Here is a 12,838-nt window from a genome sequence, read left to right as displayed (position 1 = left end):
ACCATCCTTACACAGCGCACTGAGGTGCCAGACGACCCCAACGGAGTCTGCGACCCGCTGCGTTGTTTCCGTTCAGTCTATGGCTTCGCCATTACAACACAAACATCTATCGCAGTTATAGTCTCTAAACTAGACGGATTCGCGGTAGCAAAAACCATATCTACAGTTGCCCTACTCCAACATGCCGCTGAGTTTAGCTTGAAGTCTCTCCTTGGATCGATGGAGTCGGGATCGCACTGTGGATTCGCCTGCGTTGAGCAGCTGGGCAATTTCGGAAATTGTGAGTTCCTCGAAATATCGCAGCTGAAAGCAAATGCGTTGCGGCTCCGGAAGCTCTGAAATTGCATCGAGTAGGATCTCGAAAAACTCACTCTGTTCGGCAAACTGGAATGCTTGGCACTCATCGAACTTCGCCCTAAAGATCATATGGGCAGCGGATTTGGAGAAGTGGAATAGATCCGCAATCGGCCTTTCGCGCTTCTTGTGCCCATTTCGACCGCGCACTCGTCGCCTCATTTCGTTTGCAGTCCAAGTCATAAGCTTGAGCAACCACGCTAGCTTGGAGCCGGTATATGCTTTCCACTGCTCTACTCTCCTGACTGCAGCTATGAAGCACTCCTGGACAATGTCTTCAGGCTCAACGAAGTCAATCGATTTCGCCTGACTTCGCGCCACGACAACCAACTGAAACTTATGTTGATGGAAGAATCTTGCCAGTTCCAGTGCTTCTGATTCGTCAGTCCGCCGTATGGAATCCGGCGGCATCTGCGGACGTGTATCAATCAATGCGAGCCAGACGACTGGTTCAGACGCACTCTGAGAACGCCATTGTCCTGGGTCGTCCGGTAGAATGGAGCGAACAATAACATGCAACGCTACGTTATCGTCTAAACCAACAGCTTGCTCAAAACAAACGCTGCCGACCAAAATACAGTCATTTGGATCGGCACCAAATGATCGCACGAATTCACACGAATCATGATCAGCAGCAGCTACCCTCCTGACAACCAGAGGCATTGATTGACTTGGTGATGGATCCCGAGACTTTCTCGAGATGACAGTTTGTTCGATGATCAGGGGTAATTCGTTCAAATGTACGCGCGATCGAATTGCCACTTCTACTTCCAACCGACCATTAGGATGTAGGCTGGCGCGGAAGCGGGCAGCAGGCTCGTCGTCGTCATCGTTTCGTGCGTTTAGCACCAAAACCGGCTTTGGATTAACGTTGGAACGGGGTCGTCGAGCCCCAGCTGTCATTCGAGAGAGACGATAATGTGAAGACCATATCGGCTTTTGAATTTGTACTGATCGAAACTCGTTGACCGATTTGCTTCCTTCGACATACACAAACGGATCTATGGACGTCGGCTTGGGAAAGGCAGCAATCACTTGGGTCGGTCCATCACTAAAAATACCTTCTTGACCACGATCGTCGCGTTCGATGTGCACCAATTGTGGATCTTTGTTCGCCTGATCCAAAAAGATGTTGAGTGAATTAGATTCACCACGCGAGTATGCACTCGCTTCTGTCGGGTCGAACGAAACTTGACACAGACTCAAACCACGGAACCAGGTCGCCAGTTCAATCTCCCGTTGCAGTTGGCGTCCAATTAGTTGCACTTCTTGGGCTGTCTGAATGTCGTTTTTAGATCGTGCGTTCCAGCGGTTCAAGAATTCGATTTGCTCGTCGTGTGTAGATGTGCCATCAAGAAACTGCTTCAAAGCATTTTCGTCCAAACTCATCGCATTCATCTCCTGAGAAATTGGTTCGCAGTGCTAGGGCGGGATGTCCACCACAAGCTCCTTACGTTTGACACTTCTACAAAGGCATTTAACTTCCAAAGCATGCAAGTTTTTCAATTTTTTGGCTGGCACACGGATTTCTTGTCGTAACATGTTTGAGGAGAATGGCTTACAGTTTGTTTCGCAGCTGTGTTGTTCTCTTGAAGGGAGGTCTACAATCGTTTTTTGGTGTGTCGTCAATTCTAATAGCACCTCAATTCACTGGCTTCAAACGGACAATGCTTCCGTTAAGATGTCACCAATCGGTTATGAGAAGCGGGTTATTATTGTGGAGCGTAAAACGGCTCTCGCGGATTTGCACTTGTTGCATGATTTGAAAATGCGTTTGAATCGGCAGGAGCCATGTGTTCATTGGTGCTTGCCGCAGTTGCGGCTGAGCATAATCGCCGTTCGGAGGAATGGAAAGTGCTTCAAGCGGGCTCTCTACAATCATGTGTAGAGTTGATATTGCCGGAGTTTGCTTGCGGACAACGATTGCCTTCAAGAGCGCACGGACGCACCAATGGTTTTTAGCACGATGGCTGCGGAATTTGTCCAGGGAAGCCGAGCTACCTCAGTCGAGGAGTCGCCGATGGAGTTCGCAGGCATTGCGACCTCCGGCCCCCACAGATCGACCGTGTTCACACTCGTCCCTGGGCCGCGATCCAACTCTTGATGAAATCTTGGAACGGGTCGAGTTGTGAAGGGCCGTGCCGACCGGGACGCCAATCGGTACAACGGGCTTCCCGGAGGTAGCGGCGAACGGTCTTTCGACTCAATCCGGTTCTCCTCACGATGCCGTGAATCGAAATGCCCTGTCGCGCGAACTCACAAACTTGTCGGAAGCGGTCGGCGTGGCTCCACTGTCGAGGAGAATCGATTGGTTCCTCTTCCTCGTGTAACAGTGGTGGATCGATCGAGGAGTGATCATATTGAGAAATCGTTTCAGTCGACTGATCTGCGTCGGGACCACATGCCGCTAGATTGTAAGCTGCCTGCTCCGTAGCAACCGTTCTCACGTCGCTGGCATGTCGGCTGATCACTCGCTCGATGGCTTCACGCAGGTTCTTCAAGAAGTGCCAAAGGTCGGCCACTTCCTGCGCTTACGGGGCGGACGCACGAATTGCCGTGGCGTAAACGGCCCAATGGTCGCGAGTGACGACTTCCACATGCGGGTTGGCGTCCAGCCATGCTTCCAAGGCGGCCCATTTCGACCCGGCAGCAAGTCGAGTACACAACTGCGTTCGAGGTCGATTACGATTGTGCCATAGTGCTGACCTTTCTTGGTTGCAAAGTCGTCGATCCCGACGAAGCGCGGTGGTGGACCGACTGGCCGAGGGGTCGAGCGCATTCGCCGCAGCAGCGTGTCCGGACTGGTCGGCACCGCCAATTGGTTCGCCGATCGCCCGATGAGATCCCGTGAGCGAAGTCGTTGTTCGGGAAAATGGCGAGATCAGTTCCGGCATCCGCTCGCAAAACACACGAGTTTGGCATTCGTAATTGTCGCACCGGAATTTCCGCGGCGTGACTCGATAGACGATTTGTCGGCCCAAACACGGCTGATCGTGGATCGTCCACTGATAAAGAGCACGCACTCGATGACACGCGGAACCACAGTTCGCCTGGAGCCGAGTAACCTTCAAATCGACGTCCATGTCTGCGTTGTTTAACTCGATCTGCTTAACGCGCAGACCCGAGCCGTCAGGCAACAACTCCTGCAGCACCATCGGATCTGTGCTTCTGCCTCTTGTAGAATCAAAACCTCCCTGGCTACCGACGACCTTAGGATATCAGCTCCACCAAGAGTGCGGAAGAATCCATTTTTCCTGCAAATCTCCATTCCGACACGGCGGCGGCCAACACGTTGCGACTCGTCTGATCGGACGGAGCTTCGATCAAGTCTCGACATACCGGAAAGATCGGAACAACCCAGACAGCAGCCAACATCAAAACTTGAAGCACGATCTCCATCGAACACCTTTGCCGAAGCAGTGCCAATGAAGAACCACAGATAACCACCGTCCTACGGTTTCGAACACCCATGGCTTGGTTTTGGAAGACGGAAACATTCGTTATTACAAAATCGGAAGAATCGCCGACATGACAACAAAACTCGAACTTGTTTCCGTCGAAGCAAGACTAGCTTGAGGCTAGGACTTTCCAATTCATGGAAATTTGGTTTTTGAACCGCATCGCCCCACCTCCTGCTGCCTTTAGAGAAGTGAGCTCGACTGACTCTCTTTAGTTTGCAGGAGGTTTTTCAATGTCTGTCGCACAAAGTATTGGCCATCACTCTGCGGGACGGTCCCGCCGTCGACAATCGTGGCTGCGTCGTGGAATCCGTTGGACCATCAATTTGTTGGTCTTTCTGATTCGGCGCACGCTGCACTTGCTCAATCCGCTCAGACGATCTGTTTCAGCTCGCGGTTTTCGAGGCTTTCTCGAATTACTCCTAACCGTGCCGTTCCTGTGGATGTTTTCGGGCATGATGCAAGAACGACTCGGCCTGCGTTCCGCAGTGTTTTCAGGGCTAGACATCGCCGAGAGAGGCTGGGAGCAACTCTTAGAAACCGTTGTTCGCAGCGATCAGACGGGAGTCGTGACTACGCTACTCTTCCTGGGGCGATTCGCAACCGTCGCGATCGCGATTGCGATCCTGACGCTGTGGTTGATCAATCTGCCGAATTACGTCGAGGCTGTCGTGCTTTCGATTCTCTCGGCCTTCACCGGCGAACGCATGATTAGCTTGGTGACAGTCATCCTCGTCTTTTCCGTGCCCGTGACAATGACGTCTTTGTTTGTCACAACAAGTCAATCGCTGTGCGTGCTGTTGCTGATCTTGCTTTTCTTCCAGTTGATCTACCTGCGATACGGTATCAACGCCGAGCTCGCTCGAAATTTCCTAAGACGGATGCTGGTCTACCGTGCCGGCAGCGCCGGACACATGGATGATGCTGGGGCCGGCGGAGCTGATGCGGACATCGAAGATGACGTCGACGACGAAATGGGCGTGGACGATTGAGAACGCATCGATCACCACCGAGCTGCCTTTACCAATGGCGGTTCAGTGGTGTTTTCTTTGACTCGATTCGTCGAAGGAGAGCGAAATGCAACACTTGTGGTCCTTCTTCAAACATCTTCCGTTCTTCGAGCAAGCCGCGCGTCCCGGATTGCGTTGGGCGTTCGGCCTTCTGGCGTGGCCGCTGTTGAAGTTGCTCCGATGGTGCGGCGTGCCAATCGATCGATGGGAAGATACTCTCGTCGATTGGCTCAAGGGAAGTTTGATCCTACTCGTTGTTTCGCGGAACGTCGACCAATGGCTCTTCGGAGTTCACTCCACCGATCTTCAAGCGACCGCTCACTACGTCGGAATCTTGTTCCGTACAATGCTCGGCATGCGTTTGATCGTCATGATGCCCGGTCTCACGATTTGGCAGGAAAGAGTCCGTTGCCCGATGAAATATTCCCGGTCAGAAAGAATCGGCTGGTGGAACACAGGTGTTTCATATGCTCGCCATTGGTTAAGAAACACCATGTGCGATTGGCTGGGGTGTTCGACTCCAGCCTTTGCCCTTCTGGCGTTGTTCTACATCGGTTGGTTCGGATGGTTGTGCTATGTGATTGCGATCTTGCAGTTCTTGGTTGTCAGCATTCATGGTGATGGTCCGCCATCGGAAAAATGCGAATCAGAACAAAGTGTTGACGCGTAATAGCCATGAACGATCCCAAGCAATTTTCGGGCTGATCTCGGTCGCGGTTCCCCAACTCAAACGCCTTGACCCTACGGATACCGGTGCAGTAACTGGATCGAGTTCGAAATGTCGCCAGCACCCGCTGCAACAGAGCGTCCTTTGACGGGACCAATGAATCGGCCCCCATGGTCCGTCAATTCGCCATCGGTTTGTCAACTCGTCGACTGAATAAGCCGCCTCCGTGCAACCCACAATTGACGTGAGGCAGGCTCCAAAAACCGACGAGCTCAAAGCACATCGTTGATCCACATCCGAAACCGATCAAGCTCTGTCTGGTTCGCCTCCAATGCAAGGGCGACATGCCCATTGTGGGGTTCCGAATCATGGCGGAGTGCCCGGACGATGAACAGTGTTTCCTCATGTCGAGGGCCTTGCCCGGTATCAAGATAGACAAATTGCATGACGGGGTTGAGAAACTCCCACCAGCTTGGATGTGACGATTCGGCATCCTGTAGAGCGTGCCTTTCAATCAGTTCACAATGCGACTTCCCTCTGTTGTCGTAGAAGTCCTGGATTGAGATTCCTGCTGGCGTCTGATCGGTGGAAAAAACGAATTGGGTCCGCACACCATTGGCGAGTGCTTCGCTGAGTGCTTTCTTGATTGGACGTTCCGGCGACGACCAGTCAAACGGAAATTCGCTTTCACCCGAGACCAAGATCAAACGCATTTCGCGGTTTCGCAAAAGCCGTTCGCGAGCGAGAAACGCAATCTCGCCAGCCAATTCCGTTGGTGAACATGGATCCCCGCAAGACTGCCTTGGTTCCGAGAAATAGGACGAGGCTTTTCCCTCGTTGGAACCGCGTTCGAAATAGCCCTTGACCCGATCAAAGATCGCACCCCGCCGACCGTCCGGATCGAGATACTTGTCGGTATTGCCGAGCAACAGCAATTCGAGGAACTCCATCGCCGTCGTTCTGCGTCGATCTTCGTTCTGCAACATTCCGTTAAACATTTTCGTGGTTTCGTTGGAACTCATCCCGACGGCACTGCCAAAATTGTTCCGATTGAGCCGCCCAACGTGGTTCGCCACGTACTCGTAGACTCCCGCGACAAGGAGCCCCAGCATCGCCACATGACCGCGTCCGATCACGCTTTGATCATCACCACCAAAACGCGAGCGGCGGTTTCGGCAGCGACAAAAGATTTGCTCAATTTCGGCCAGCATCTCCACAGGGACGCCGTCCCACTTCAGCGGATCCGTCACATCGGGCTCCAATCGCGAATTTCAAACGAAAACCATTAAGGGAAAGCATGCAATACTAAGAGAATGCGAAATTTGAATTATTTGCAGTTTGTGCTTAAAGGATAAACATAGTGATATTTTACCGGCGTCGACTTAATGCGTCTATGACGCAAATTGTTGTAAGTGCGAGTCTTACCCGGCGTTTGGATGCGGCAGGCTGACGGAAAAATGCGGTTGATGGCAAACATTCAAGTTGGGCCAGTTTGACTATGCTCACTCATCAGAATCGCGGATAGCGATGCTATAAGCCCAGCTTTGACATAGTGTTATGCATAAAGGTTGTGTCGTGTCCAAGGCGACCACCTCTCCGGCAGATCTCATCAGAATTTCGTTTCCAGCCCACACAGAAACACATATTGATGCGTATCCTCTTGCATAGTCAGCAAACGACTTTTCGATAAGAAACTCGTTGAATTGAAGTCATTGAAACCGTGGATCGCAACATCGGCCAAAACTCATTAATGATTTATTAAACCCTTACATGCCGCCCGTAACGTGGTGACATCGACTAGTTTCCCTCGCAAGGAGCGAGCCCGAAGGTCCGGCGAAAGCCGCGGTTCCCAAAGAATATCGATTTGAAGGGAATGACCATGACAGGATGCGGAATTGAATGCTCGCCTCGCCCAGAGTTTCCGATGAGCAAGTTGGAGAAGATCGAAGAGGTTACCAACGAATTGGCAAGGGAGGCGGGCATCAAATTGTTTCCGAACGAGAGTCGTCAGATGCGGGCTCAGAAAATTGCGGCTGTCTATAGCATTGACTTTCTTTCGTGGCCCAAAGCCGTTAGAGCTTTCTTCGATCAATCTCGGGCCATGTATCGTCACCGAGTCGAGGTCCAAGATGACACTGTTACGATGATTCTCAGAACAGAACCTATGGCGACCTTTTGGCTGGCCTGGGAAGCCATTGTACGGGCGGATCTTTGGCTGGAGCGCTGGCGGACCGAGCAGCTGTCGGACCCAAACTTTGAATGGATTGCGTTTCAACTGACCAACCATGGCCAGCCCATCAAAACACTGTTTGAACGAAGATTTCCGGACGCCAATTCACAACTCGCCTCTGGAACCGGGATCGGCGTCGGTGCCCCTGATTGTCACGACCCGTTCAGCGTCTGCTCAAGCAAGGGGTACAGCGTCGAAGAGAATGCATATGCCAACAATGAAATCCAGTCGATCGTGAAAACGGCACTCGCAAGTCTTTCGAAGTTCCATCAGCAAATCGTACGATTGCATGTGGGATTTCCGCCGGCTTCACAGTACGATCCGTGGAGTTTATCGCGTATTGCTGGCGTTTTTTCGATGGAGAAAGCCGAAGTTGCTCACCAATATGAGTTGGCGATTTCTGCGTTGGCCGACCGACTTGGACATGAAATGCCCGTCCTTTAACACCTATCTAGCCCATAGTGTTAAAGTCGCGAGTTGAGGAAGAAGTTCAGTAACTGTCCGTTGACCAGCGGGCAGTTACCGACCTGGGAATAAGGCCCGCAGCACTTGACTTCGCATCTCTCGATCAACGGTACACTCGAGAAACCAAACGCTGTTGCGATCGAGCAATCGATTCAGCTGGTTTGATGAGTCTGCTCGAAATTCGAATTGCCAACGCGAGTCGTGCGGCGTCAATTCGATTGCATCGAACGCAATCCCGCCCGCCAGTAGACTCTGATAGTGTTGATAAGTTATCGCGTAGACACGCGGTAATCGAATCGGGTAAATCGCTTTCAGATTGGACGAAGGCTCCGGTCCCGACGCGAGGCTCGAAAATGATTGTTTCAACATGATCGATTCTGCAGCATCGACCCACGCTGGCGGAATCACATCGAGGGCGTGGACCCGCAATCCAGGAAAGAGGTCCAAGACTCTCAACTGAAATTGGTTCTCTCGCAGAGATTGAAAGTGAACCGTGCCCAGCGGGTTCTCGATCCGGCTGCCGAGATTTGCCGTGACCGTCGCGAATTCCTCTGGACGACGGCCTTCAAAGAACATCAACCGGAGCCACAATCGATCGTCACTTGCCGGCTCCCATGAGGCGACCTGTTGGAGCAAATGGGTCACCTCCCGATGCTTCATCGGTCGATCAGACGATTGCGATGACATGGCGACGGTCTCATCATGACTCTTGGTTTCCGCCGAACGAACACATTCGACGACGCACTGCGCGGTTCCATCAAGCGCAGAATCCCAGAGGCCAAAGCCGAACGCAAGCGTTAACCGGCTGACGATCACCAAAATTCATCCTTCAGACCGTTTGGGCCGGTGCAAATTGCCCAATCGCACGATGAGGAGGTTGATGTACTCGCTGTCCGAGAGCACCTCAATAAACAGCTTGTCCACAATAGATCGGCGATTGCTTCGGAAAGTTCGACGTCCTTCCCGAATACTTTGACCAAGGTTTGCACGCTGTTGTCGTTCGATTCGGAGTCGCGGATGCACCGGATTCAGGCGAATATTTGGTTGCTGAGAAGATAACACTCTTCGCGTTTTGCCCGAAGCACGTTCTTGTGTGTCGAACGTTCGAAAACGTCGTAAGTTGGGATTAGACACTTGCTTGTCTGTCGCCGAGTCACACTAGCGCTTCGCAACGACTTCCTTCAAGTTTCGCTCGATGTTGAGAGAAGAAGACTTTCGCATCTTTGTCATCGCTTCCCCAAGTGCTTCCACAGCCGGCCCTATTTTCTTGGCCAAAGATCTTCGTTCCTTCTGCGTGGATGTTGCGCCGATATGCCCCTCCAACGCTACGGCCAAGTTCTTGCTAGACGACTTGGCTTCGGATTGTCCATCAATGAATTCAACCAATTTCTCCAACCGCCCGAGCCAAAGATTCCCTTCGTGAACTAGCTGATTGAGTCCATTGATAACAGACGATGGCTGTTTGATTTGACGCCCGTGGATAGCTCATCGGCTGGCCATCCGTTGACAGCAGCTCTTGCCAGCCAATCTTGCCGTTCTTCGTGGTTGGCGATCGAAACCACTTTTTGCAAATGCCCCAATTGAAGCGGCATTCCGTTTGGTTGCCTCAGTTTGCAGGCCCGTTCCAATTCTGCTTTCGAGAAGACTGAAGCAAGTTGCTTGTCCCGACGGATGTGCTGCATAGGGACTCGTTGCTCCCCGGCAAACCGCCGCGTCTTCATGTCCGGGTCATTCTCCGCGGCTTGGTTGGCTTCGTGGCCCCGAGAATATCGTTCACGAATTCTGTCGAGCATCTGTTGCGCTTTTTCGGGGTTGGTGGCGTGGGGAAATTTGTCGTTGGACATTGATTGGGCGAGGTCCTTGAGGTTGCGAACAAGCTGATGGGGTTCAACGTTTTCGCAACCAATTTGATAACATGGAGCAGTACACACTTCCAGTTGGCCATCTCGGGGTCAATGGACTCAGCTCGAATTCACACTGACCTTGGGAAGTCTCGCGCAGATCGATGGTGGTTGGTGGGCATCTTTGGCCACGAGATCGAGTCGATCGGTGAACTACGTGTTCAGCTCCCCCACTGCTCGCCTAACCACATCACAGCCGCGTCGAACTGCTTGGAATCCGGCGTGACGTAGTGTCGGCCGGCGACAGTATCGGGCGACTGGCCGAGAAAATGGATGATGTAGCGGCCGTAAGTTGGGTGAGACTCCAGTTTCGTGGCCGCCGTTTTGCGGAGTAGTTTCAGGCTGCCGTCGACTGGAGTACCGGCCTGCTTGAGCTTCCGGATCAGGCGGTTGAAGGCGGAGCGGATCGCGTCCTTTTTGGTCAGCTGACCTTTTGCATTATGGCTCTTGACTAGCAATGGATTGCCGCTCTCACCGATCAGAGCCAGCGGCTCATTGTGACGATTGACGAGATTGTCGTCCGTGTTGAGATGGGCTTTCAGGAGACGGAGCGTCTGGGGCCACATCGGATAAACCACTTCTGGCACGTTGTCATGGTCCTCCGTCTTGAAGCGTTTCCGAGTGAGCTTGCCACGGTTCAAGTCGATATTGCTCTTGCTCAACTCGGCAATGTCGATTTGTGTCGCTCCGGTGTTGAGCATCAGAAGGATGTAGAGTTTCGTTCTTTCGGTGGCGGCCCCAAGAAGTAGATTGATATCCTCGTCAGAGAACGTCTTGATTTTGGGACGTAGTTTGAAGCCGAATTCCCGTGATGCTAGGTTGTAAGGCATTTTGATTCGGCGACGACTCGCCAGCCAGCGGGCAAATTGTTTGAAAGAAGCAAACAGGTCTCGCGCATAAGTTCGGCTGTAGGTGCCCTTGCGGGCCTGGCTGAGGACGTGTTGGTAGTAGTTGTCCAACGTGTCTTCTTCGATTCCAGTGACGGGCCCGTCGCCAAACCAGGCCATGAAATGGTCTAAGTGAACTCGTAGACAATCGACGCGATCAATGCTGCATTCCCCGCCGCGTTTGAATGCTAAGAAGTCGGCAACGTTTGGGCCAATCGTCTGCTCAGCAGGTGGCTCATCGTGAAGGCGTGCCGCTCGTTTCTTTCCCTCCGCGATCAGTTTGCTGACGTGGTCGGGGAGTACCCCGTCTGGGTCGCTGACTTGGCGCGTCACACGCATGCGGATCCGGTGTTGATTCGGTTGCCCCTCTTCGTCGTAGTCCATGCCCACGCCGGACAAGTACACACCAGTTGGTTGCTGAGGTTCGCGGGCAGCTTCCAACTCAGCGTCGAGAGCCGCCTGCGTCTGCTTCCACCAAGCTCGCATCGCGGTGCGAGTCGCGTCTTTTGTAGGTGGCGTGCCCTTGGGAAGCAGGCCCTCATTGATCAGCTTGCGGGGCGAGACATTGTATATTTTCCCGCGGTACCACTTGCTCCAGCGTTTTTCGTTCTGTCGCCAAGTCATTGGATCGCTGTGGGCCATGTCGTGTCTTCCGGTGTTGTGCGCTACCACTGGCAAGGTACGTACGCAGCGTACTTTAAACTGGCAAGCGCTTTTGGCAAGGAAAAGTCCGATATTTGGTCAGATGCGCTTGCCAATTCCGTTGGAAAATAACGACTTACGGCGACAACCCACGTTCGCAATGCAGAGGTCGTGGGTTCGAATCCCATCGTCTCCAATCATACCCCCTTGAAAATTCATACGTTCTGGCTTTTGTCCCTTCACTCACAAATATCACCGAGATACCATTTTTCCGAAAAAGGTATCTCGCGATGTGAAGTGTGTTTTTTTGCCGCGTAAGATTCAGCTGACCTGGCAAGCTGGTACTGACGGTCGGAGCGGACGCTGGAAGAAGAAATATCGAGGCCAGACACCTATCTGGGAACCATCCCGTCGAAGAGCGACGTTCCAGCTTACAAAGTGGCTTTCGCTCGTTGGCTGGAGGAGAAAGCTCGACGCGGAGCGAGCGAAACAGCCCAAGCCGTTTCTTGCGGAGTACGAGCAAGCAATCTCGGAATAGATGGCTGTGTGCCAGCGGCGAGATTCTCATGGCGAAGGCGAACTAAGCTCGAACGAAGATTGCGGAACTTCAACATCGACTGACCGGTCCCTCACCAACGGCTATTAAGTGGGACGATCGCTTTCTTAATCGTTTCGAGATTCCGCCAGAAACGTTGTCTGGCATCCTAGAGCAAGTGCAGCGTGCCGTCCGTGAACCGATCGACGTTGCAGCGATGCGGACTGCTTTGGAAGCCAGCCGGATAACGCGACCAGCCGGGGCCGAGTCTGGAACGGCTCGGATCGGAACGGATGAAATTCGCATCCAACAGCGAGACTGGCAAGATCGTATCGAGTCGAGCGTTAAGCCTCCCAGTACCGATCTCCGATTCTGGTACCATCATGATCTGCTCCTACGGTAACCTGGACTTTCTCGACACATCCGCCGAGAACTGTTCGCGTAGGCTTTTTGTCAAGCAACAAGCGGACTGCAACGTACGTCCGCGACGACAGAAAGCAATCCGAATATCAACCGGTGGCTAATCGACTGGGATGGCAGTAAAGGCGGCTGTTTTGACCTTTCTGAATGACTCGGGTTACGATGCCGCGTGATCTTGAGTGCACGTTGTCTCTCAATGCGGAGGCCGTGTACTTGAGGGCGATCCATCTTGCACGAGCCTCCTTTCGGTGCCGATATGCCTATCTCGC

At 52.8% G+C, this 12,838-nt stretch carries 11 protein-coding genes; 3 read left to right on the top strand and 8 right to left on the bottom strand.

The window, feature by feature from the left end:
* Window positions 1-171: 171 nt before the first annotated feature.
* The 3 genes from AC5DDB_RS12115 to AC5DDB_RS12105 form a co-directional block, all read right to left on the bottom strand.
* A complete protein-coding gene (locus AC5DDB_RS12115) occupies window positions 172-1,743 on the bottom strand; it encodes an RNA polymerase sigma factor (protein WP_491739995.1) in 1,572 nt (523 codons plus the stop codon).
* A gap of 680 nt (window positions 1,744-2,423) precedes the next feature.
* Entirely contained in the window at window positions 2,424-2,876 is a 453-nt protein-coding gene (locus AC5DDB_RS12110) for a helix-turn-helix domain-containing protein (RefSeq protein WP_491739994.1), read from the bottom strand.
* A gap of 9 nt (window positions 2,877-2,885) precedes the next feature.
* Window positions 2,886-3,509 carry a transposase gene (locus tag AC5DDB_RS12105; RefSeq protein WP_491739993.1) on the bottom strand — a complete coding sequence of 208 codons (624 nt, stop codon included), beginning with the start codon at window positions 3,507-3,509 and terminating at the stop codon, window positions 2,886-2,888.
* Window positions 3,510-4,045: 536 nt separating this feature from the next.
* On the opposite strand from AC5DDB_RS12105, the gene AC5DDB_RS12100 reads away from it, so the two are divergent.
* Both AC5DDB_RS12100 and AC5DDB_RS12095 read left to right on the top strand, forming a co-directional pair.
* Window positions 4,046-4,804 carry a hypothetical protein gene (locus AC5DDB_RS12100; protein WP_491739992.1) on the top strand — a complete coding sequence of 253 codons (759 nt, stop codon included), beginning with the start codon at window positions 4,046-4,048 and terminating at the stop codon, window positions 4,802-4,804.
* 85 nt (window positions 4,805-4,889) lie between these two features.
* Entirely contained in the window at window positions 4,890-5,492 is a 603-nt protein-coding gene (locus AC5DDB_RS12095; protein ID WP_491739991.1) for a hypothetical protein, read from the top strand.
* Window positions 5,493-5,761: 269 nt separating this feature from the next.
* On the opposite strand, the gene AC5DDB_RS12090 is transcribed toward AC5DDB_RS12095, so the two are convergent.
* Window positions 5,762-6,739, bottom strand: coding sequence for a hypothetical protein (locus AC5DDB_RS12090; RefSeq protein WP_491739990.1), 978 nt, complete (start codon window positions 6,737-6,739; stop codon window positions 5,762-5,764).
* A gap of 674 nt (window positions 6,740-7,413) precedes the next feature.
* On the opposite strand from AC5DDB_RS12090, the gene AC5DDB_RS12085 reads away from it, so the two are divergent.
* Complete coding sequence (locus tag AC5DDB_RS12085) at window positions 7,414-8,163, top strand: hypothetical protein (RefSeq protein WP_491739989.1); 750 nt, start codon at window positions 7,414-7,416, stop codon at window positions 8,161-8,163.
* Between the two features lie 75 nt (window positions 8,164-8,238).
* Here AC5DDB_RS12085 and AC5DDB_RS12080 read toward each other — a convergent pair whose 3' ends face one another.
* The 4 genes from AC5DDB_RS12080 to AC5DDB_RS12065 form a co-directional block, all read right to left on the bottom strand.
* On the bottom strand, window positions 8,239-8,871 hold the full coding sequence (locus AC5DDB_RS12080) for a hypothetical protein (RefSeq protein WP_491739988.1): 633 nt from the start codon (window positions 8,869-8,871) through the stop codon (window positions 8,239-8,241).
* Window positions 8,872-9,608: 737 nt separating this feature from the next.
* Complete coding sequence (locus AC5DDB_RS12075; protein ID WP_491739987.1) at window positions 9,609-10,028, bottom strand: hypothetical protein; 420 nt, start codon at window positions 10,026-10,028, stop codon at window positions 9,609-9,611.
* Between the two features lie 218 nt (window positions 10,029-10,246).
* Window positions 10,247-11,614, bottom strand: a complete 1,368-nt coding sequence (locus tag AC5DDB_RS12070; RefSeq protein WP_491739986.1) for a tyrosine-type recombinase/integrase — start codon at window positions 11,612-11,614, stop codon at window positions 10,247-10,249.
* A gap of 704 nt (window positions 11,615-12,318) precedes the next feature.
* A complete protein-coding gene (locus AC5DDB_RS12065; RefSeq protein WP_491739985.1) occupies window positions 12,319-12,534 on the bottom strand; it encodes a hypothetical protein in 216 nt (71 codons plus the stop codon).
* Between the last annotated feature and the right edge of the window lie 304 nt (window positions 12,535-12,838).

This window comes from Thalassoroseus sp., from assembly GCF_984380535.1.
This window is presented reverse-complemented; position numbering and strand designations above follow the sequence as displayed.

Bases quoted from the DNA above. Each gene is read 5' to 3' on its own strand.
- AC5DDB_RS12115 (WP_491739995.1), bottom strand. From the start codon at position 1,743: ATGAGTTTGGACGAAAATGCTTTGAAGCAGTTTCTTGATGGCACATCT.
- AC5DDB_RS12105 (WP_491739993.1), bottom strand. From the start codon at position 3,509: ATGGTGCTGCAGGAGTTGTTGCCTGACGGCTCGGGTCTGCGCGTTAAG.
- AC5DDB_RS12100 (WP_491739992.1), top strand. From the start codon at position 4,046: ATGTCTGTCGCACAAAGTATTGGCCATCACTCTGCGGGACGGTCCCGC.
- AC5DDB_RS12095 (WP_491739991.1), top strand. From the start codon at position 4,890: ATGCAACACTTGTGGTCCTTCTTCAAACATCTTCCGTTCTTCGAGCAA.
- AC5DDB_RS12085 (WP_491739989.1), top strand. From the start codon at position 7,414: ATGAGCAAGTTGGAGAAGATCGAAGAGGTTACCAACGAATTGGCAAGG.
- AC5DDB_RS12080 (WP_491739988.1), bottom strand. From the start codon at position 8,871: ATGTCATCGCAATCGTCTGATCGACCGATGAAGCATCGGGAGGTGACC.
- AC5DDB_RS12075 (WP_491739987.1), bottom strand. From the start codon at position 10,028: ATGTCCAACGACAAATTTCCCCACGCCACCAACCCCGAAAAAGCGCAA.
- AC5DDB_RS12070 (WP_491739986.1), bottom strand. From the start codon at position 11,614: ATGGCCCACAGCGATCCAATGACTTGGCGACAGAACGAAAAACGCTGG.
- AC5DDB_RS12065 (WP_491739985.1), bottom strand. From the start codon at position 12,534: ATGATGGTACCAGAATCGGAGATCGGTACTGGGAGGCTTAACGCTCGA.